Annotated in this window: 9 protein-coding genes; all 9 read right to left on the bottom strand. The window is 45.1% G+C overall.

What is annotated here, in order from left to right; translation table 11 throughout:
* Nucleotides 1-4 precede the first annotated feature (4 nt).
* The 9 genes from UB51_RS11760 to UB51_RS29445 all read right to left on the bottom strand — a co-directional run bounded on the left by UB51_RS11760 (nt 5) and on the right by UB51_RS29445 (nt 24,523).
* Entirely contained in the window at nt 5-12,082 is a 12,078-nt protein-coding gene (locus tag UB51_RS11760; RefSeq protein WP_044877451.1) for a non-ribosomal peptide synthetase, read from the bottom strand.
* 27 nt (nt 12,083-12,109) lie between these two features.
* Complete coding sequence (panD, locus tag UB51_RS11765; protein WP_044877452.1) at nt 12,110-12,493, bottom strand: aspartate 1-decarboxylase; 384 nt, start codon at nt 12,491-12,493, stop codon at nt 12,110-12,112.
* A 942-nt stretch (nt 12,494-13,435) separates the two neighbouring features.
* Nucleotides 13,436-14,125, bottom strand: coding sequence for an HAD family hydrolase (locus UB51_RS11770; RefSeq protein WP_044877453.1), 690 nt, complete (start codon nt 14,123-14,125; stop codon nt 13,436-13,438).
* Between the two features lie 64 nt (nt 14,126-14,189).
* Complete coding sequence (treR, locus tag UB51_RS11775; RefSeq protein WP_044877454.1) at nt 14,190-14,915, bottom strand: trehalose operon repressor; 726 nt, start codon at nt 14,913-14,915, stop codon at nt 14,190-14,192.
* A 52-nt stretch (nt 14,916-14,967) separates the two neighbouring features.
* Nucleotides 14,968-16,953, bottom strand: coding sequence for a PTS system trehalose-specific EIIBC component (gene treP / locus UB51_RS11780; RefSeq protein WP_044877455.1), 1,986 nt, complete (start codon nt 16,951-16,953; stop codon nt 14,968-14,970).
* A 29-nt stretch (nt 16,954-16,982) separates the two neighbouring features.
* Entirely contained in the window at nt 16,983-18,677 is a 1,695-nt protein-coding gene (treC, locus tag UB51_RS11785; RefSeq protein ID WP_044880086.1) for an alpha,alpha-phosphotrehalase, read from the bottom strand.
* A gap of 268 nt (nt 18,678-18,945) precedes the next feature.
* Nucleotides 18,946-20,394 (bottom strand): DHA2 family efflux MFS transporter permease subunit, encoded by a 1,449-nt coding sequence (locus UB51_RS11790; RefSeq protein WP_044880087.1) that lies wholly within the window; start codon nt 20,392-20,394, stop codon nt 18,946-18,948.
* A gap of 36 nt (nt 20,395-20,430) precedes the next feature.
* Nucleotides 20,431-21,036 carry a TetR/AcrR family transcriptional regulator gene (locus UB51_RS11795; RefSeq protein ID WP_234405616.1) on the bottom strand — a complete coding sequence of 202 codons (606 nt, stop codon included), beginning with the start codon at nt 21,034-21,036 and terminating at the stop codon, nt 20,431-20,433.
* Between the two features lie 229 nt (nt 21,037-21,265).
* Nucleotides 21,266-24,523: a hypothetical protein gene (locus UB51_RS29445; protein ID WP_082063126.1), complete on the bottom strand. Its 3,258-nt coding sequence runs from the start codon at nt 24,521-24,523 to the stop codon at nt 21,266-21,268.
* Nucleotides 24,524-24,568: the final 45 nt, after the last annotated feature.

A 24,568-nucleotide genomic window follows, 5' to 3' on the forward strand; every position in this document is an offset into this window, starting at 1 on the left:
TTTTCTAGTTGTCGTCAGTAGCAGAATTTGCTGTCTGTTGAAACTGATGAACAGCCATCCTCAGCAGTTTGACATACCCTTGTGCCCATTCCTTGACTTTCTCCTTCTTCAAACGGCGTGCATTAAATTCCAATAACCCATTTATGACACCCTTAGCTGCTGTTCCCTTGCTACTATCCATCGTCAGGACGATATCAAATACTTGGAGCAGTTCCTGCCCCGTAGTAATGCTGTTCTTCGATCCGTCCACATACAACGGCGCCACACTAAATCCGTCATGATTTTCGCGCTCTAACTTCACCTGCTGCAAATCATAGTTCACCTCAGCATCAGTCAACGACGAAACGACTACTCGTAGCATTTCGTTGAACTCCTTCACTGTGCTGAAATCAATCTCAATAGGAGCGATCCGTCCTTTAGATGTTGCGACAGGCAATAGGATATGATTCGAATCTGCTTGCTGCTTCCAGAACAGTAGATAAAGCGCCAGAGTTACCGATTCTACAGCAACGGATTGAGACTCCGCGAGCTTATTCAGCCCCTGTACCAAATCTGTGTCCAACGTCAATTGGAACGAACCCTTCCATTGCGCAGCATATGCTTCATTCGTACAATCATCCCGCAACGAAATACCACTCCAATGCCAGACGCGAAGCCTATCACCCCGTGAGTCGATAAATTCAGCAAGCAATGCGATCGTCGGATAGTTGAACAAATCCGTCACCTTCAGCACACCAGGGTATAGCTCGTCCAGACGTTGATGAACGCGGATGAGTAGCAACGATTCCCCACCGACATCGAAGAAATTATGATTCGCACCGATATCCGAGCGACCAAGTAACTCTCCCCATACAACGACGATCGCTCGCTGCGTTTCACCTGAAACTTCGACATAGCGCATCCCTGTATCCAACATCCCATCTGGTGCTGGCAATGCCTTCAGATCTACTTTGCCATTCGGAGACAACGGCATCTGCGGTAGCTCCACATAGACGGCTGGGATCATGTAGTCGGGCAACGTTGTTGCCAGATGTTCTCGTAATTGCATCGAGGTAACAGGCTCCGAAGATACGATATAGGCGCATAGGAATTCTGCTGATCCAGCAGTTCCTTCACGTTTAATCACAACGGCTTCTTTCACACTTGGATGATTGATGAGCGCATGTTCGATCTCGCCACACTCAATGCGATATCCTCTTATCTTCACTTGGTGATCCATTCGTCCCAAGTATTCGATATTTCCGTCCGGTAGCCATCTCGCCAAGTCTCCTGTCCGGTACATCACTTCACCAGCTACGAAAGGATTCTTCACGAACCTATCCGTTGTCAAATCAGGGCGTCTCCAGTAACCACGAGCCAAGCCAACACCTGAGATACACAGCTCTCCAGCAATTCCTACAGGTTGTAGCCGCAAAGCGTCGTTCACAACATATAAAGAGATATTATCGATTGGCTTCCCAATCGGTACACTTGTCAGAGATTCTTCTTCCATGCAATTGTAATATGACACATCAACCGTCGCCTCAGTCGGACCATACAGGTTGATGAGCGCCGCATGATATGGTTTGCCGATATTACTTCTGAATCGCTCCACCTGATCGACTGTGAGAGCCTCGCCGCTAGCGAAGATAGTACGCAAGCTCACAAGATCCTCACCAGCTTCAACAATGCCAAGACTGTCCATGAAGAGATGAAGCATCGACGGTACAAAATGCATAGTCGTCACCGCATGTTTCGCAATCGCATTTACGATTGCTCCAGGATCCTTCTCTCCGCCAGGCGCAAGCAGGCACAGTTTAGCTCCAACAAAACTCCACCAAAACAGTTCCCAGACCGACACATCGAATGTGATCGGCGTTTTCTGTAAAATAACATCGTCCATATCCAAGGAATAGTTATTCTGCATCCACATGATACGGTTGACGATAGAATGATGCTCAATCATGACACCCTTGGGTTGTCCCGTTGAACCCGATGTATACAGCACATAAGCCAGGTTACGCGAATGATGGATCTTCTCCAAAGCCGAACCATCCTGCTCCTGCTGTAACACATTCGCGACATCCAATATCTCGGAACCTAGTGCTAAATTACGAAATCCTGTGCCCCGTGTTAGTACGATCGTTGCTCCAGAATCGGAAAGCATATAATGGATGCGCTCCTCTGGTAATTGAGGCGCTATTGGCACATACGCCGCTCCCGCCTTCAATATCCCGAAGATCGCAATGACCATTTCGATGGAACGTTCCATCATGATCGCAACGGTATCCTCGCACTTTACCCCTCGTTTTCTCAGCGCCCTTGCCAGACGATTGGCACGCTCATTCAACTCGCCATACGACATTTCCCCCAATTCATCATCTACAACAGCCGTTGCATGGGGAATCCACTCTGCCTGTGCTTCCAGATAGCTCTCCACAGTCCTTTGACTTGGATAGGCTATAGCTGTCCCATTGAAAGCATTAATTTGACTCGCTTCTTCCTCTGCCGTCAGCAAGCTGATTTGACACAATGGAATATCTTCATCCCGCGTAACCGTCTCTACAATGCGGATATAGGAGCTTATAATCCTACGAATGCTATCCGGGTCGAACAGAGCCGTCGCATACTCTACGGCGATATCCATTCTGCCTTCTCGTTCCGCCAGCTCAAACGTCATATCCAGCTTGGATACGGCATGTTCCAGCGAACATGACTCCAATCGAAGCTTATCTGCCTCCATCGTTGGAGTCTCCATGTTCTGCAAAACAAACATCACATCGAAGATTGGATTCCGGCTTAGATCGCGCGGTACATCAAGAGCGGTCACGCAATGCTCAAACGGTAGCATGCCGTTGTGCATCGCTCCCAGCACTCTCTCTTTTATTGATTCCGCGAACTCGAGAAAGGTCAGATCACCCGATGGCTCGCTGCGTATGGCAACCGTATTAACAAACATCCCAACAAGCGTCTCAGTCACTGGATGAAATCTTCCGCCTATCGGCGTTCCAACGATGATATCCTCTTGCCCCGTCATTTTGTAGAGCAGAAGGTGGAAACAGGCCAGCAGAATGTGGTAGGACGTCATACCTGACGCCATTGCTAATGACTCTACCCCCTCCATCAGCGTAATGGGTAGTGAGTCGATAAGCTTGCTTCCCGCGAAGCTCTGCTCGACGGAGCGAGGCCTGTCCGTTGGCAAGTCCAGAAGCGGTAATGTTCCCGACAGTGTCTCCTGCCAATATTGCTCCTGCCGATACCGGTCATCGCTACTCATCCAAGCTTGCTGCCATACGGCAACATCTCTGTATTGGACATCAAGCGGAGGGAGTGTGCCTCTGCGGTACAACACAGAGAAATCCTTTGCCAACACAGACATGGAAATACCATCAGATACGATATGATGCATGTCGAGAAGGAGCATATGATCCTGTTCACCATTCGTCATCATCGAAGCGCGTAGAAGCGGAGCCCTCTGTAAGTCAAACGGCTCAATAAATCCTTTTGCTCCTTCCACACTATTCACATCTTCAACTCTTGTAATATTTGCTATCAACGTCACATGTTCATGAATGCGTTGAACAGGCACACCTTCGTTCCATTCGAAGCTCGTCCTTAGCGGTTCATGCCGGTCGATAAGACCTTGCAGCGCCTGTTGCATCCGCTCCACATCTAACTCACCTATCATCTTTAGCGCAAGTGGCAAATTGTAGGTCGTCCCAGATGGATTCACATGATGCAGCACGAACATTCGGTTCTGGGCAAGTGACAACGGATACGTAGCCTGCTGCTTCGTTCTCTGAATATTCACTACCGCTTTCCTCGGCGCCGCATCGATGAACGCCGCCATATCCTCCAATATTGGAGCCCCGAACACATCCTTCATCGAGAAGGCGACCTCCAGTTGCTGTTCCACCGCTCCGGATAACTGAGCAGCGCGAAGCGAATGTCCACCTAATACAAAGAAATGGTCGTCTACACTTACCCGATCAACGCCAAGGATATGCCTCCATAGCTCGGCTAGTCGCCGCTCTGTTTCATTGCGCGGCTCTCCCCCGCCGACAGAATCAGAATAAGTCGGTTGCGGAAGCCGGTTACGGTCAGTCTTACCGCTTGCACTCAGCGGTAGCGCACTCATGAAAACAAATAGCGATGGAACCATATATTCTGGGAGCGACCGCTTGAGTGTATTCTTCAGTTCACGCTCATCAAGTGTATAAGTTGTCACTACGTAAGCGCACAATGCTATCTCACCTACTCGATCCTTCACTGTTGTGACAACCGCATCAGAGACCGTCTCGAGTTGCAGTAACGCATGCTCTATCTCTCCGCATTCAATCCGAAGACCCCTGATTTTAACCTGATGGTCGAATCTGCCCAAATATTCGATATTACCATCTGGTAGCCAACGCGCACGATCTCCTGTCCGATACATTCGCTCGCCAGGGAAGAATGTATCGGGTACAAATTTCTCTGCCGTCAACTCACCACGATTGAGATAACCTCTAGCGAGACCTACCCCTGCAATACAAAGCTCTCCCGGAATGCCGATTGGCTGAAGACTCAGCTGCTCGTCAACAACATATAATCGTGTATTGTCTATCGGCGCGCCAATTGGCACTGACCCTTGTGAATAGTTGGCACAATCATAAGCGCTGACATCCACAGTTGCCTCGGTCGGTCCATACAAATTAATGAGACTAGTGTTCGCCTCTCCACGTGAAATCATTTGATAGAAACCTTCCACATGCGCAGGCTTCAATGCCTCTCCGCTTGTAAACACATAGCGCATATCACCGAGCGGCTTATCCCGTCCCGATTCCGTTGCATATTGAAGAAATACGCTGAGCATGGAAGGAACAAAGTGCATGACTGTCACGGACTGCTCGTCCACAACGCTCATCATGATCTGCGGCTCCTTCTCTCCATGTGGCTCCAACAAATAAACGGAAGCGCCGACAAAGCTCCACCAGAACAGCTCCCATACCGAAACATCGAACGTAATCGGTGTCTTTTGTAGAATAATATCCTGAGAATCTATAGGATATTGACATTGCATCCAATGCAATCGGTTTATGACCGATTCGTGCTCAATCATGACACCCTTCGGTTTGCCGGTAGATCCAGATGTATAAATGACGTAGGCCAAATTCCGCGAGTTGGATATTGGTTCCAGCACTTCCGACAGAAGTTCCACGTTCTCCTCTAAACCTTCGAGATCAACAATTTCTCCTTCGAACGACAACCGATCCATCCATCTGCGCTCTGCGCACAGAAGCGTGGCCCCACTATCTTCGAGAATATAGCGAATCCGATCCTCAGGAAATTCAGGGTCGATAGGCAAGTAAGCGGCTCCGGCCTTTAAAATACCCATAATGCCAATCATCATTGCAAAAGAACGTTGTGCAACAATCGGTATGATCGAATCTGCCTCGACTCCCTTATTACGGAGTTGCAGAGCGAGCCGATTTGCCCGCTCATTCAGTTCCCCGTAAGTAAGCGTCCCTTCCCGAGATCGGATCGCAATGGCATCAGGGGTCTTCGCTACCTGTGTCTCAAACATTCCATGAATAGTGCAGCCTTGAGGATAATCATTAATCGTATCATTCCATTCCCGAAGTAGGACTTGCTCCTCCATATCCGAGATCAAGCGAATAGAAGAAGAACTCTCCGCTGGATGATCTACCACTTGCTCCAGCAGAATCATCAATCGCTGAGCAAGACGCTCCATCGTATCTCTTCGGAACAGGCTTGTGTTAAATTCCAATTCTCCACGTAGACCGCTGCTGCCATTACCATAAATATCTAATTTAAAATCGAGCTTGGACGTAGCATTCCCGCTAATTGGAACGGGTTGTAATCCCCATGTACGGCCCTTCACCTCAGGGTTAGCATCGAACTGGTTATGCAAAATCAGCATCGTATCAAACAGTGCATTACGCGATGGTTCATACGACAATTGTGCCGCTTCGATCATTCGATCAAAGGAAGTTTCTTGATACTCGAATGCTGCAAGCAATTGTTCATGGGCATCCTTTGCAATCTGAATGAAGCTTTCGACTTCCTCCACTTCAAGACGAATAGGTAGGAATCCATTAAACATCCCGACCATATTCGTCGTATCAGGATGGGTCCTTCCAGCCGTTAGGGCGCCAATGACCAAATCCCTCTGGCCCGTATATTTCTGGAGCAATATCGCATAGGATGCAAATAGCACGCTGTTTAGGCTAACGCCAATGGTGTCCGACAAATCTTGTAGGCGATTAGATAGCTGAGCAGGGATGTCGAATACCACTGTCTCGCCACCGAAAGATTGCCGTTCTCCACGAGGGAAATCAAGTGGCATATCTAGAAGTGGTAGCGGTGCTGCAAGTTGAGACTGCCAATAACGATCACTCTCAAGCAGTCGCTCAGTCACATTCTGTTTTGTTCTCCATACGGCATAGTCCTTGTAATGAACAAGAGGTGGCTCTAGGTTCTCTCCATCTACTAGTTGTACAAGTTGCTCCATGATTAACCCGATAGATATGCCATCAGCGATAATGTGGTGCAGATTAAGGAATAGGTAAGCTTCACCCGATTCACAACTTACAAGACGAGCGTCGAGCATTGGCGCTTGCGCCAAGTCGAGTGGCTGTACGAATGTTCGGAACAACTCTTCTAACCCATTCTCTTCACATTTTGTTTCCTGTAGCTCGAAATGGACTCGTTCATGCACAATCTGACATGCCTCGCCGCCAGTCAAACGGAACGATGTTCGTAACGGTTCATGCAGGCTGATAAGCTCCCTAATGCCCCGCGCAAGCTCACTGCGCTGAACTTGCTTCGTTAAACGCAGTACAAGCGGAATATGATAAGTTATCCCAACATCCCCCATTGCTTCAATAAGGAATATTCGCTGTTGTGAAGGACTCAATGGATAAGATGATGACATAGGTACCTGTAAGATTGGATCAAATGCCTCTTTACTCGCTCCGTCGATCCATGCTGCTTGTTCTCTCACCGTCGGACGCTGGAAAATCTCCTTGATCGGCATTCGAACCTGGCATTGTTTATAAATTTCAGATACGAGCGTCGCCGCTTTCAGAGAATGCCCGCCATGTTCGAAGAAATGATCGCATACACCGACAGCTTCTACCTTCAACACCTGTTGCCAGATCCCCGCAACCTTCTCCTCCGTAAGGGTCGCCGGCGCGACATATGCAGCAGCCACTCCTTGTGCGGTATAATCCGGCTCAGGCAACGCATTTTTGTTCAATTTCCCATTCGCGGTGAGCGGAAGCTTCTCCAGTTGTACGAACGCAGCGGGAATCATAAACGTCGGAAGCTTCACAGCCAGCTCTACGCGCAGCCGTTCAATAGATATCGACTCTTCAGCTACGACATAGGCGCATAGTAGCGGATCACTATCACGGTATCTCAAGACTACAACGGCTTCTCTCATACCAGCGCACTCTAGCAGCTTACTCTCGATTTCTCCAAGCTCAATACGGAATCCGCGCAACTTCACCTGCGTATCCATTCGATCCATAAACTCTAAATTTCCATCTGGCAATCGTCTGACCAAATCTCCCGTCTTGTATAACAATTCCCCAGCCTTGAAGGGATGCGGAATAAATTTAGAGTCAGTCATCTCTTGCATATTTAAATAACCTGAAGCTACGCCATCACCTGCAATACATAGCTCGCCAGGAACAATTGCAGGAACCATATTTCCACTCACATCCAAGACATACGCTTCTGAATGTGCAATCGGCTTGCCAATTGGAATGATTACTCCGTCTTGTTCCAACTCTTCGACCTTATAACAGGTTGCAAAGACGGATGATTCTGTCGGTCCATATACATGTAATAGCACCCCAGGGCCTAGAGTACGTAGCGCTCTCTTAACATGCGGGGCAGATGCCCGCTCACCACCGAACAGAATGTGACGAAGCTTAGGTAACTCTTCCAGTCCATGATCGACCAATGTATTAAACAATGCCGTAGTCGTAAAAAACACACTGACATTATTGTTTCTGACCAACCTTATCAACTGATGGATATCTAGCAGATCGTCTTCATTTACAAGAACAAGCTTGGATCCGTTCAACAAAGCTCCATACAAGTCAAAGGTCGAACCATCAAAGGAATAATTGGATAACTGCAGCAAGACATCTTCATCTGTTAAACGGATATAGTCTGTATCCACAACAACTCGGGAAACGTTGCGATGAGTTGTCAAAATGCCCTTCGGAATACCCGTAGAGCCAGAGGTGTACATAATATAGGCAATATCCTGCGCCGTTGATTCAACAAACAGGTTATGGTTGTCTTCCTTCCTCCACTCCCCGCGTTTAGCATCCATATCAATGACATCGATACTCATATCGGATTCGCACAAAAGCTCACGGCACATACTGGTTGTCGAGGCACCCGCAATAAGTGTGGAAATACCAGCATCCTGAAGCATGAATCGAATACGATCTGCTGGATATTTGGGATCGATTGGTACATAAGCCGAACCTGTTTTCAAGACTGCGAGAATGGCAATCGGCATGTCACAAGATCGAGAAAGCACAAGCGCGACACGCGAATGTTGGGTTACCCCACGATTTGTCATCCATCTCGCTAGCGCATTCGCCGCCTCATTTAGCTCGGCATATGTCATGGACTCTTCTTCCAACACAACTGCGATATGTTCCGGCACAAGTGAAGCTTGCTGTTCAAATATCCGATGTAGTGGAATATCCCTAGGGTACGGCGTTTGTTGTGCTTGGCTATTACCCATAAGCATTGAACGTTCATCCGTATCCAGCAGGTTGAGTTCGATCAGAGGCGCATCGGGATACCGAACCGCTTCTCTCGCCAAGGCGATGTAGTGACGAGCAAACTGCTGCACCGTCTCTGAACTATACAAATCAAGCGCATATTCGATGGAAATATTAATGCCTTCTTCTGACGATACACATTCCCAACTCATATCAAACTTCGCTGTGTTCGTGTCCATAGGTGCTGGTTTAAATGTTACTTCCGTCGCTCTGAATTCCGGAAGCTCCATATTTTGCAACGTAAACACGGTATCGAACATTGGGTTGCGTCCATATTCCCGTTTAGCCTGAGCCAGTTCCACAATCTCTTCATAGGGAACCTCCTGATTACCTAGTGATGCCATCATATCGCCGCTCATTTTTTCCAAACATTGGAATAATGGTAGTGTGTGGTCCACCTGGAGTCTAAGCGGCACCATATTGACGAACAAGCCAACAATACCATCCATCTCCGAGCGCGTTCTTCCAGCTGCGACTGTTCCAATGACGACGTCATCAGCTCCCGTATACTTACTTAGCAATATGTAATAAATCGAAACTAATACGGCATATAGCGTACTCCCCGTTTGAGCAGCCAGTAGCTCCAGCTCTGTTGTGAGCTTCGCATCCAAAATAACTTTTTCTGTTGCTCCCCTATAACTAGGGTTTAGCGGTCGCAAATAATCCATTGGGATATTAACCGTTGGAACACCATTGTCGAATAACTTCCGCCAGTACATTTGCTGTTTAACCTTACGTTCGTCTTGTTTGGATGCTTCCTCCCATAAGACAATATCACCGTAGTCTAGCGTCATTGGAAGAAGTTCCTTACCTTCGTACAAGGCAACAAATTCTCCAATCAAAATACCCATCGCCGTACCATCAGTAATCAGATGATGCATGTCGAACAACATAAGATGGCCCTCATCCTCCAGAGTGATCAGTTCAATCCGGAACAATGGTGCCTTGTCTAGCAAATAAGATTGAAGAAATGACTTCATCCTGCTCTGTATTCCACTCTCTAACCATTCGCGACCATCCACATATGCAATTGGCAGTTCTACATCTGTTGCAATGCGCTGTACTACCCGATCATCTTCCATAACGAATGAAGTGCGTAATCCGGCATGCCGTCCAACAAGTAATCGCCAAGCCTGCTGGAATCTATCCAGATCCAACTTTCCGTCAATGGTAATCGATTGTGGCAGGTGATAGTTAAGTAAGCCCGGATTCATCTCTTCGAGAATATATAATCTCCTCTGTGCAGATGAAGCTGGATACCAGTCCCTCGACTCCACCTTCTCAATACGCCCTTGCGCGTTACTTCGAACGTTACCCTCTACCATATCGTCGATAAAAGTAGCCAGTGATCGGACAGTATGATGTTGGAAGAGCTCACCAAGCGAAATGTCTATAGCGAACGTCTCTTGCAGTTGGGCTGCTACGTAAGTCGCCCGCAGAGAATTACCTCCATTCTCCAGAAAATGACTCTCAATTCCGATCCGATCCCTCTTAAGTACCTTATGCCATATAGCTAATATTTTGTGCTCTGTATCCGTGCTAGGAGGAACAATTATTTCTTCAGTAGGCTCCAGTTCCAATGCTTGCTCCAGTAAGTCCAACTCTGCGAGAACAGAAGCAAACTCACCGCTTCGCATACTATCGGCAAGGATATATCGTTGAATTTTTCCGGAGGTTGTCTTTGGAATACGTCGTACCGGAACAATGAGCTTCACATGAAATCCAGTTCTTCGGTTTAAGAGCCTCTGAATTTGATCTCTTAGCGGCATGAATCCGCCCAGCTTGCCACGATACTGAATGAATACCACAATCTCATCCTGTTTTGATACATCATCTTGAACAGCGCAGATGGCCACTTTTCCGATTTCAGCACCGTTAACTTCACTTACGAGTGCCTCAAGATCATGTGGATATACGTTTTGTCCGTTCACGAAGATAATATCCTTTATACGACCAGTCACATATAAACGGCCATAGCGCATAAATCCAAGATCACCTGTATTAAGCCAACCGTCTGGGGATATCGTTACTTCGTTTACATCCGGTCGATTGAAATAACCTTTTGTCACATTGCTACCCTTGATATGTACAAGACCGACGTTGCCATCAGAGACTTCTTTCCCCTTCTCGTTGCAGACTCGCACATTACAATCCAGCACTGGAAATCCAAGCTCTACAATTTCGATATAATCTGGATCCTCAGATGATATGATTTGTATCTCGTCATCGATATTCATACTCTTCCTGTTCAAGTAGAGTGAATTTAACCTTTCCTCCACATGCGGGAACGTCACAGCCAAACTAGCCTCGGCTAATCCATATACGGGAAAAATGCAATTTTCACTAAGCCCATATGGCTTCATGTGCGCAATGAATTGCCGGATATGAGTTGCTGATATTGGCTCCGCCCCGTTGAAGATGAGGCGTACTGAAGATAAATCCCAATGCAGCGCAGCCTCAGCTTTAAAGTGCTGGAGAAAATGAACATAACCGAAGTTTGGCGATGACAAACAAGTAATACGATGTTTATTTGTCAATTCCATCCACTTCATCGGATGAAGCACGAACATCGACGTAGGCATTTGCCATTGATTCATTCCCCCTAGAATTGGGGTTAGATGAAACCCTATTAAGCCCATATCATGGGTTAAGGGTAGCCAGCTTAGAGATGAATCTGCTTCTGTTGATTGGGACCCAGCCATTATCGCCCGCATATTTGACAACAGATTACCATGCGTTAATACAACACCTTTAGGATCTCCTGTTGAGCCTGATGTGAACTGTATAACGGCTACATCTTCTTCTGTTGAATCATAAATGCTACCCAGTCGACTAAGCCCGACTCCAGCTTCCATCATTTCTTCTATATACATCATTCTGCTCTGGAGCTTCTCTACTGCCTTAGGCTCTTCATTCTTCGAACAATAAGCGAGAACAGATTCCCAAATGTCAGGCTCACACAGCAAATACGGTTCACCAAGCTGCTTACTTACTTGGAGTAGCTTTCTCCGCCCTTCATCCGTTCGTCCCGCCGTAAGCGGAACTGGGATCATTCCGCCTAATACACAGGCCCAGAACAGAACAATAAACCGTTCATTGTCTTCTGTCTGGAGTACGACATAACTTTTAACACCCATTCCTCTTTCTTGCAGTTGGCCTAACACCACTTGGGCAGTCTCGAGAAGCTGTCCGTACGACATGAATCGCTCTCTTCCCGCTTCACAAAACGTTATTCCAGCACCATTTCTTTGACTTGCAAGGAGTACTTGCGAGAGATTGTGGACTAAGCTCATTTAGCTCCCCTACTTTCGTCTCAGATATTAAACCGTAGTGGAGTGCAGCTCTTTATAAGAGTCCGTTACGATACGATTATTTTCATCCATAATGACTACATTAGGCTTATAATTCCTTGCTTCGCTCTCCTCCATCATCGCGTACGAGATAATAATCACCAGATCGCCAGGTTGTACCAACCGAGCAGCAGCTCCATTCAGACAAACAACACCAGATCCTCTAGGTCCAACAATGACATATGTCTCCAGTCTTGCTCCGTTATTGATGTTAACGATCTGTACCTTTTCGTTCTCGATGATATTAGAAGCATCTAGAATATCTTCATCGATCGTAATGCTTCCTACATAATTTAAATTTGCTTCCGTTACAACCGCACGATGGATTTTTGACTTATGGATTTCTCTGAACATAAATACACGCTCCCTATGGAAAATTGAGTAGTTTAAATACCCGAGTTTGACGACGCTTTCTTCCATTCATTGATACAGCGTAGGCTCTCGGGTTTTATTATAAATATGTAGACCCTTAATGAAGGAGGTACTATCTTGTTTCTTAATAAAGTCACCCGTCAGCGCCAAATCCAGCACATTGCGCAATGGTTACGGGATTTAAATAACACCTTCCTATAAGCTAATAATTCGCGCAAGTTGAAAAAGGTCAAAAGAGAAGTTTACGCCTCCTTTCGAAATCTCCGTTGTCTCACTAAAGGGAAAATGCGTACGATAAATCGCTTTCAAATTCAGACAACGGAAAACCGAGCTAGTAGAAATAATCTAAGATGAGTGGATGAGTAGATTAAATAGTGACTGCGAGTTGTATAAGTGAGTTGGTCGGATTGTATGTGTGCGTTGAGCGGGTTATATGTGTAAATTGAGTATGCGAGTGATTGAGTAAGTAGGAAATGTGAGTTGAATGACGTGTAGTCTTACTTGTTGGGGGAGACTGACGATGATGCATGTCCAGATACCACAGATGGATAATTCGTGAGTTTGTGTAATTAATCCAGTAAAAGAATTATTAAATTGTTGCGATCAATGGGTCTATTGAATTATCAAGGAACATATTATGACTTATACTTTAACATTTTTCTCCAAAAAATGATACAATTCAATGATTCGACCTCATACCTATAGTAGATGTTTAGCCCCATTAACGTAAGGGTGATTATTTTGTTAAATAGGGGGAAATTTAAGTTGATATACTGACCATAGGTCGATAATGGTTTTTAAGCAAAGTATGTAGAAACATTTAAAAACCGCAGGTGCAATACCTACGGTCAACAGCATAACTATATTTACTAAATCAAATCTATGATGCGGCATAATTTAGAGGAATGAACCTGATCTAGATGATCATATCGTTTGTTTCGTCATTTCGGATGAAGTTACAAATATATTAGAGATTAGATGATCGAACTCCAGATCACTTAAAGACTGTACTCTGTGATACGAAGAATCAAATTCAAGTGCCTCTGTCAACGGGTTAGGCGTGATCACGCAATGCATTCCTGCATTCTTCGCAGCGATTGCACCATTAGGAGAATCCTCAATTGCTACCGCTTCATTAGCCTGTACTCCTAAGCATGCAAGCGTCTGTATATATAGTTCGGGATCAGGTTTAACATTCCTTACATCATCGGCAGTACGAATGCAATCGAAATAATGATGAAGACCCAATTGATCTAAATGTTTATTAACCCATTCCTTAGAAGAACTTGACGCCAATCCGATACGGAGACCCGCAGCTTTAGCAGAATCTAGATAATGCTGGATCCCAGAACGAATCTGCTCGCTCTCCATTAGCTTAGAATGACAAATGTTTATAGAATCTCTAAATAACTGCCGATCGATAGGTAACTTTAACTCCGTTATTAAATACTCATAGGGATCAAAATTTGTTGAGCTAGTCCCAATGCATTCAGAGTACTGTTCAAGAGTTAAATCCACCCCATGTTCCTTATATGCCTCGCGAAAGGCAACATACCATGCTGTTTCTGTATCAATAATCGTACCATCAAAATCAAATATTAAGGCCTTAATCATAATTACGCCTCCATTCGTTAGGTAATTCCCACTTCCAATAAGATTCAGATTGTATCGAAATCTACTACTCTTTCCCTTGCACACGACGAGCGAAATCTACAAATTGAAACTTATCCAATCGGTGTCTAGATTCGGTATATTGAAAAAGTGTCGTATCTTCCAAATATACATAATTACGTACGACTACTACATGTAAGTAGTGATGCAGGTCAAGGAGCTGAGCATCCTCTTCTGTTGATTCTTCTACTGAAATGACCTTCTTAGCATAGCTTATTTTCACATCCAGCTCTTGTTCAAGATATTCATAAATCGATCCTGCAGCTATGGATGCATCCATGAAAGGGACAACGCTCGGAAGAAAACAATCCTTATCTAGAATGATCCGTTCTCCTTCAATTTCACGAACACGGATAACCTTCCAGATGGAATCTCCTTTTATCAGTTGAAGTTGCCTCGAAATTTCAGGCGGCGCTTCGATCAGCTCTGCTTGATGCACAAACGTTTGCGAGGGTCTTCCAATCCGCTCCGACATCTCTTTGAAACTGACTAAGCCAGTGATAGGGAAATCCATCCGCCCAATATCAAGCACGAAGGAGCCTTTACCCTTAATTTTGTGGATATAGCCATTCTCAGACAGCAGTTGGAGTGCTTTACGGACCGTTTCTCGTGAAGTATTGTACGCTTCCGTAAGCTCATTCTCTGAAGGTAACTTGGCACCTGGACTCAACTCATTATTTTGTATTTGGTCAGTAAAGTCTTTATAGATATGCAAAAATATATTCTTCTTCAATGTGATCACCACGCTTATTGTATCATGATTTCACCCATTTATAACAACGACATCATTCATCTTTCAGATTAACCTTAATAATTTCTTCTCGACGGTTCGAAGCACCGTGTAACAGTTCCTCGACTCGTTCCACTCGATCTTGACCATCTGGAATAATGATCGGTGTAACCAAGGAGTATCCCGCTCCTGAAATAGCATCCCGATCGAATTCAAGTAGCAACTGACCTGCGTGAACGTCTTCCCCAGTCTCCACATGACTTGTGAAGCCATTGCCCTTGAGTGATACCGTATTAATACCCACATGGATCAGCATTTGTACGCCCGTGGCATGTTCTAGCATAATGGCATGCTTCGTCTTGAATATAAGCGCTACCTTACCATCGAACGGAGCAAATACCTTTCCTTCACTCGGTTCAATAGCCACCCCTTGACCCATATGACGTTCAGCAAAGGCAGGGTCAGGAACCTGGTCAAGTGAAAGTATCTTCCCCACAATTGGAGCCACAATAGCCAATACGTCAGTAGGAATTTCATTCCTATTAGTAGTAAGTTGCTCTTTATCGTTAACAGTTTCTACTAGTTTTGCAGAACTCTTAACACTCTTCTTCACAGCTGATGTATGCTCTCTCTTGTTCAGAAGTTTGCCGTATAGCATTGTAGCTACAAAAGGAACCACAAGCACAACAGCCATACCTACAAAGAATATGCCCCATTGATTAGAGAAAATGGATAGAAATCCAGGAATGCCTCCCACACCAATCGAGTATGCAAGAACATGGTTCAACGTAAGTACTACCCCAGCAATCGCGGACCCTAGCATACCAAAGAAAAATGGATATTTATACCGAATATTAACTCCAAAAATGGCAGGTTCAGTTACACCGAGAAAGGCAGAAACCGAGGAAGTAAATGCCAACCCCTTACTCTTTTGTTCCTTAAATACAAACATCATAGCTAATGCAGCCGAACCTTGAGCTATGTTGGATAACGCCAGCATAGGCCATAGGAATGTTCCACCCTCACTACCAATCAACTGAACATCGACTGCTAAGAAAGTATGGTGCATACCCGTAATAACCAACATAGAATAGAAACCACCATAAATGAGTCCACCCAAAGCTGGAAAGGCATCAAAAATATATACTAGGCCTGAGGTAATTGCATTACCGATAGCAAACGTCATTGGACCGATCACTATAAAAGCTAAGAATCCCGTAATGAGTAATGTAATCGGAGCGACAAGTAGTAACTTAAAGGAGTCTGGTATTCGTTTGTTCAGGAATCCTTCTATTCTAGCTAATATATAAGCAGATACAAGTACCGGAAGCACTTGACCTTGATAACCTATTTTCTCAATATCGAAGCCAAATAGGTGCCATACCGGAACGTTACCTGCGCTTACCGCATCAGCATAACCATAAGCACTCAATAAATCTGGATGAACAAGAATGAGTCCTAACACGATCCCTAGCAGAGGACTGCCCCCAAATCGCATAACCGCCGACCACCCAATGAGAGCGGGCAGGAAGGCAAAAGCAGTACTTGCAATTGTATTAATAATCGAAGCGAAATCCTTCCACTGTGGATAGACCTGTACAAGGGACTCCCCTTCAAAGAAAATCCCCGCGCCTGTCAGAATATTATTAATTCCAAGTAACAAACCTGCCGTTATAATGGCAGGAAGAATCGGAATGAAGATATCTGCGAGGGCTTTTATAGCCTGTTGCAAAGGATTCTGCTTCTTACCTGCTGCCTTCTTTACATCATCCTTAGATGAACGTTCTCCACCCGTCAATGTAATCATTTCTTCATATACTTTATCAACCAGACCCGGTCCGATTACGACTTGAAATTGGCCTTGGGAAGAAAATTGCCCTTTAACAAGATCATTGCTCTCCAGTGCCTCCACATCCACTTTACTTTCATCATAAAGGGCAAATCTCAATCTTGTTACACAATGTGTAGCTGCCTCAATATTCTCTTTGCCACCGACAGCTCTAACAATCTGTTCTACACTTTTTTTATCGATTGTCGCCATATCTTCTCACCTCACGATATTATTTTTAATTACCTTATAATCCACATATAAGAAGCGTACGGTGATAAAGGGGTATCTTGTGCTAGTTCCGGTGTATGCATCGTATTACCAATCAAGAGTTCAGAGACTTTGGAATCCATACGTTCATTCCAGAATTCATCAGGGATAGAGAAGGACACATCTTGGTCGCTGAAATTGGACATTACGATGAGTGTCTCCTGTTCGTTGATTCTTGCATACGCATAGACTTGTGGATGACACTCATCCAATCTCTCGTACATACCCTCCGTGAATATTGGCAACTCTTTGCGCAGTGCAATAAGTTTCTTGTAGTGATTATATATTGAATCAATATCTTCTAGTTGGGATTGCACATTAATTTCTGGATACCGCTCATCTACCTTAATCCAAGGCGTTCCACTGGTAAAGCCTGCGTTAACCGTGGTGTCCCACTGCATGGGAGTCCGAGAATTATCCCGAGAACGCTCACGTATGATGTCCAGTGCCTCATCCGGTTTCTTCCCTTGCTCTTGCAAAATTCGATACATATTCTTGGATTCAATGTCACGTAGCTCATTGATATCATTCCATACAGGATTGGGCATACCGATCTCTTCACCCTGATATACGTATGGCGTTCCTTGTAATCCATGTAATGTCGTAGCTAGCAATTTGGCACTTTCAGATCGGAATATAGTATCGTTAGTGAATCTAGAAAGTGCTCTAGGCTGATCATGATTGTTGAAAAAAAGTGCATTCCATCCTCCACCTTTATTCATGCCGATCTGCCACTCGGATAGCAATCTCTTTAATTCTTCGAAATCGTAAGGCATCAATTCCCACTTCTGTCCATTCAAGTAATCGACCTTCAAATGATGGAAGTTAAAAGTCATAGAGAGTTCGTTCTCCTCAGGGTTGGAGTAGCGAACACAATGAGCAAGTGTTGTAGAAGACATCTCTCCTACCGTTACTAGATGATATGGACCAAATACTTGGTCATACATTTCCCGAATAAATTCATGTACTCTTGGACCGTCTGTATAGAAGCGGCGACCATCCCCTGGAGATACACTACCATCATCCTCAGGGAAACTTTGATCCTTAGAGATCAGATTAATGACATCCATCCGAAATCCCTTAACCCCTTTTTCAGCCCAGAACCTTAAAAGATCTACCACTTCTTTACGAACCTGTTCATTCTCCCAGTTCAAATCGGCTTGTGTTTTATCAAATAGGGTTAGGAAATACTGTCCAGTTAATTCATCATATTGCCAAGCGGAACCTCCAAACTTAGACTGCCAGTTGTTCGGTACTCCACCATCTGCTGCAGGATCTTTCCAAATATAGTAATCACGATAAGGACTAACCTTTGATTGTCTTGCTTGCTTGAACCATGCATGCTCTGTAGAGGAATGATTTACGACAATATCCAACATTAATACCATACCGCGCTTATCAAGTTCATTCATAAGCTCATCGAAATCCTCCATCGTTCCAAATTCAGGATTAATGCGGCAGTAATCTGCTACGTCGTAACCGTTATCATTCTGCGGGGATATATACACCGGTTGAAGCCATACGATATTAATCCCTAGATCATGTAGATAGTCCAATTTCATCGTGAGACCTTTGATATCACCTGTGCCACTACCATTTGTATCTTTGAAACTCTTGGGATATACCTGATACACGGTGGACTTCTGCCACCAATCTTGTTCAACCATTTCCTTCAACGACATCTCCTCCAGTACTGTTACTTATTTATAATGTTCACGCTTTCAACGCAACCTGTATATACAAGTATATTCTATCATGTATATACAGGTTGTCAAACTCATTATTTTAGTAAATCCTTATTTTCTTCATTACCCCAAAAAAGCTCTTTCGACTTGGACTGAATCGTTTCAAACCAAAAAAAGAAGTACCGAGAACCTGTTGCATGCTCTCGGTACTTCTTTTCAATGTAATATAATGAACTTATAAGTGGTCTTTTTAGAATTGCTTTACCGTCACTCTTTTAATAAATAAAGAAATAATAAAGCCAACAATGGCTACAATTAAGGCAAATATAAATGCATTCTGAACACCCATAGTTAAGGCATTGACATCATTCGTTGGGTCTGAAATATCAGTAACCGTCTTCATATACTTGACAGTACCCGCAGACATAATACTTACAGCAACTGCTGTACCTATGGCCCCAGCCACTTGCTGTAAGGTATTCATAATCGCTGTACCATCAGGATACAGCTCGCGCGGTAGCTGGTTTAACCCATTCGTCTGTGCCGGCATAAAAATCATGGCAATACCAATCATCAGACATGAATGAAGTACAATGATTACCGCAATGGTCGAAGCCGTTGAAATACCCGAGAAGAACCAAAGTGTAACGATGATGATAGCAAGCCCTGGAATAACAAGCCATTTCGGACCATACTTATCAAATAATCGTCCCATGACTGGAGATAACAACCCGTTAATAAGACCTCCTGGGAGAAGCATCAATCCAGCTGTTAATGCGGACATTTCAAGACCTTTTTGTAAATACATAGGTAGAATCAACATCGAGGATAAAATAACCATCATACTAATAAATACCATCAGTAATCCAATAACAAACATAGGATATTTAAATACCCGCAAGTTCATCATAGGCTGTTTCATGGATAGTTGACGTAGGGCAAATAATACAAGAGCAACAATCCCAATAATTAAAGATATTATCACTCGTTGGGTCCCCCAACCTCCATCTTCACCAGCACTACTGAAGCCGAATACAATTCCCCCAAAACCAAGAGTAGAGAGTAGAATGGATAACACGTCAAATTTCGGCTTTGTTATGGTAGATACATTCTGCATAAACATAATACCGAAGATTAGTGCAATAACTAAGAACGGAAGTGACAACCAGAAGATCCAGTGCCAGCTCAAGTTCGCAAGGAGTAATCCGGATATTGTAGGACCTATGGCTGGGGCAAACATAATGACCAATCCAATAATCCCCATGGCAGCACCACGCTTTTCAACTGGAAAAATAAGTAATATCGTGTTGAACATCAACGGAAGTAACAAACCCGTTCCTATTGCCTGAATAACACGTGCTAATAGGAGAAATTCAAAGTTCGGAGCCACAGCGGCAACAAGCGTCCCTAATATAGAAAAACTAAGCGATGCGATAAATAATTGTCTTGTTGTAAACCACTGCAAAAGAAATCCGGTAATTGGAACTAGAATTCCTAGTGTTAGTAAATAACCTGTTGTTAACCATTGAACTGTAGAAGGTCCAATATCAAGAAGTCTCATCAGATCTGTGAGCGCCACATTTAGGGCTGTCTCACTGAACATTCCAATAAATCCGGCGATCAATAACGATATCATAATCGGTAAAACATTGAATTTTTTCTCCTCATTATGATGACTTTGAACATTTGTAGTATGCATTGTTGCTTCCAATTTCCCATCCTCCTGAATAATTCTCTATATATTATTTGTACCTACATATAAAGCTGGACACTGCTTCACTAAAAATGGAATAAATCTAACCGCTGTAAGCAGGGGTTCACTACTTTGTTTGGTGAGAGCTAGAATCAGTGCTCCTTCCAGTAAAGATACCAACACCATAGCGATTTCTAAAGCTTTAGTAGATTCCATTCCTTCGACTCTTAATTGATCAGAAATAATAGTCTGCCAATCCATAAAGACACCTTGGCAAGCCTCTCTTAATTTATTACTGATACATGACGTTTCTACCGCCACCCAAAAACTAAACGGCATAAAATTCGTGAATTGGCTCTCCTCAGCATATGTAGCCATTTCTTGAATGAAGCGCTGCATAGCTTCTGTTACATCTTTGGCATTGGCAAAGCTCGTCTTCAACTTTTTAATAACAATTTGATTACTACTCTCTATACATTCAAGGGCCAGTTCCTCTTTGCCATTAGGAAAATAATAATACAAAGAACCCTTAGGTGAATGACTTTCATTAATAATCTGATTTAAACCCGTAGCATGATACCCTTGTGTGAAAAATAGCTTCATCGCCGTCCGCAGTATCGTATCTCGCGAATTATGTCTATCCTTCAATTCCTCACCTCCTCTTTTTTATAACAATCAGTCTACATAATAAATCACAAATTTTATGTCATTGTCAACATAAATATATTTTCTGTGTCCTACATAAAGGGCATATTCCATCTCGACTTGTATAGATAACAAGTATACCTACCTTAAAGATTATGTAGAGTAAAAAACAAGCAGGAGGCTTATTATAAGCTCTGCTTGTTTTTCTGTTATCACTTAAACCTAACCTTGATTAAACGATAGTAAGTCCAGCACTTGCATAACCTGAAATAGTAGTTGCAACGTCCAGTCCTGCTGTAACAGTCACAGAGAAGACTAATAACAGACGTGTTTGTGGAGTGACTGCTATATTCAATCCAGTGGTTATGCCATTACTAATGGTCCCTAGTCCAAGTATTCCTGTAAATGGCGGCGCTAATGTTACCACGGCACCTGGTATTGCTGTAAAGGTATTATTAGGTGTAGTTGAACTAAATAATTGTGCAGTAATGGTTACTGTTGATCCTATCAAGGATAGTGCTACTGTAGTACTGAAATAAGCTGCTATTGAAGTAATAGCGCCAGCACGTGGAGCAGAGAATGCAAAGTTTAAAAGTGTTCCAGGAGCACCTGTAAGATTGATTGTACCACCCGTAATAGTTATACCCGTAGCGTCATTACCGAATCCTACAAGACTTGAAGTATTCAACAATCCACCTAGCACAGTAGTCAGTGTCGTAGGAAGCCCTGAAGCATATGGAATGATTGCTCCCACGCCGGTTACGCCAGTTGCTCCGGTTGCTCCGGTTGCTCCAGTTTCACCCGTTGCTCCGGTTGCTCCAGTTCCACCCGTTGCCCCTGTTGCCCCGGTTTCACCTGTTGCTCCAGTTTCACCTGTTGCTCCTGTTACGCCTGTTGCTCCAGTTTCACCTGTTGTTCCGGTTACGCCTGTTGCTCCGGTTTCACCTGTTACGCCTGTTGCTCCGGTTACGCCTGTTGCTCCAGTTTCACCTGTTGCTCCAGTTACGCCAGTTTCACCTGTTGCCCCAGTTTCACCTGTTGCTCCGGTTGCTCCGGTTACGCCTGTTGCTCCTGTTTCACCAGTTACTCCTGTTGCTCCTGTTACGCCTGTTGCTCCGGTTTCACCTGTTGCACCCGTTGCTCCTGTTACTCCGGTTTCACCTGTTGCTCCTGTTACTCCTGTTGCTCCTGTTGCTCCTGTTTCACCAGTTACTCCTGTTGCTCCAGTTGCTCCAGTTTCACCTGTTGCTCCGGTTACGCCTGTTGCTCCGGTTTCACCAGTTACGCCTGTTGCTCCAGTTTCACCTGTTACGCCTGTTGCTCCTGTTACGCCTGTTTCACCTGTTGCTCCGGTTGCACCCGTTGCTCCTGTTACTCCGGTTTCACCTGTTGCTCCTGTTACGCCTGTTGCTCCGGTTTCACCAGTTACTCCTGTTGCTCCGGTTTCGCCTGTTACGCCTGTTGCTCCAGTTTCACCCGTTACTCCGGTTGCTCCGGTTTCACCCGTTGCTCCGGTTGCTCCGGTTGCTCCAGTTTCACCTGTTGCTCCTGTTACGCCGGTTTCACCAGTTACTCCTGTTACCCCGGTTACACCAGTTACACCAGTTTCACCAGTTACACCAGTTTCACCCGTTGCTCCTGTTACGCCTGTTGCTCCAGTTTCACCAGTTTCACCAGTTACTCCAGTTTCACCCGTTGCTCCTGTTGCTCCAGTTTCACCTGTTGCTCCGGTTACGCCTGTTGCTCCAGTTTCACCAGTTGCTCCAGTTACGCCTGTTGCTCCTGTTACGCCTGTTGCTCCAGTTTCACCCGTTACTCCTGTTACGCCTGTTGCTCCGGTTTCGCCCGTTGCCCCTGTTACACCAGTTACTCCGGTTTCACCTGTTGCTCCGGTTGCTCCTGTTTCACCCGTTACTCCTGTTACGCCTGTTGCTCCGGTTTCGCCCGTTGCCCCTGTTACACCAGTTACTCCGGTTTCACCTGTTGCTCCGGTTGCTCCTGTTTCACCTGTTGCTCCGGTTACGCCTGTTGCTCCTGTTGCTCCAGTTTCACCTGTTGCTCCGGTTGCTCCTGTTGCTCCGGTTTCACCAGTTACGCCTGTTGCTCCAGTTTCACCTGTTGCTCCTGTTACGCCTGTTGCTCCGGTTTCGCCCGTTGCCCCTGTTACACCAGTTACTCCGGTTTCACCTGTTGCTCCGGTTGCTCCTGTTTCACCTGTTGCTCCGGTTACGCCTGTTGCTCCTGTTGCTCCAGTTTCACCTGTTGCTCCTGTTGCTCCTGTTGCTCCGGTTTCACCAGTTACGCCTGTTGCTCCGGTTTCACCTGTTGCTCCTGTTTCACCAGTTACGCCTGTTGCTCCCGTTTCACCTGTTGCTCCTGTTTCACCAGTTACACCTGTTACACCAGTTACGCCAGTTACGCCAGTTACGCCAGTTACGCCAGTTACGCCAGTTACGCCAGTCACGCCAGTCACGCCAGTTGCTCCTGTTACGCCGGTTTCACCAGTTACGCCGGTTGCTCCAGTTTCACCTGTTGCTCCGGTTTCACCTGTTGCCCCGGTTTCACCCGTTGTTCCAGTTACCCCGGTTGCTCCCGTTGCTCCAGTTACGCCTGTTGCTCCGGTTACGCCTGCTGCTCCGGTTTCACCAGTTACGCCTGTTGCTCCCGTTGCTCCTGTTACACCAGTTGCTCCTGTTGCTCCTGTTATACCTGTTGCTCCAGTTGCTCCGGTAACACCAGTTGCACCCGTTACGCCTGTTGCTCCAGTTACTCCTGTTGCCCCAGTTACTCCTGTTGTTCCAGTTACTCCAGTTGCTCCAGTTACACCAGTTGCTCCGGTTACGCCAGTTGCCCCAGTTACTCCAGTTGCTCCTGTTACTCCAGTTACTCCAGTCACGCCAGTTGCTCCTGTTACTCCTGTTGCTCCTGTTACTCCTGTTGCTCCAGTTACTCCTGTTGCTCCTGTTACTCCTGTTGCTCCAGTTACACCCGTTGCTCCAGTTACACCCGTTGCTCCTGTTGTTCCAGTTACTCCTGTTGCTCCAGTTACTCCTGTTGCCCCTGTTACTCCTGTTGATCCGGTTACGCCAGTTGACCCAGTTACACCAGTTGCTCCTGTAGCTCCTGTAATGCCTGCTTCCTCTCCTAACAATTCTGAAGATACAATACGATGAGCCGTCACTAGTTGACCTGCTGAATTTTTTCCCCAGACTGAAATTTGAGTCTCCTCTTCTGCTGCACCTCCTGTTGTAAAAACAAACTCAAATGCATTGAAATTAGCAAAATAATCCTTCGTAATGACTTGATTCGGATTTACAGTAATTAATTCAAGAATATATAAGGTTCTTGTCCCGTTTAGAGAGTAGCCTTGGATTAATACCGTTGAGGAATTAGCTGAATTTCGATTATCAATCCTTACCGTTACGCGTTGAGTAGGTCTAACACCGCCAACGGGACTATTTTCTATGGGTCCTGTGGATAAAATTGCCATATATCTGATTCTCCTTTTTTAAAATTATGAAATATAAAAATTCAC

This window comes from Paenibacillus sp. IHBB 10380, from assembly GCF_000949425.1.
Lineage (GTDB): Bacteria > Bacillota > Bacilli > Paenibacillales > Paenibacillaceae > Paenibacillus_AQ.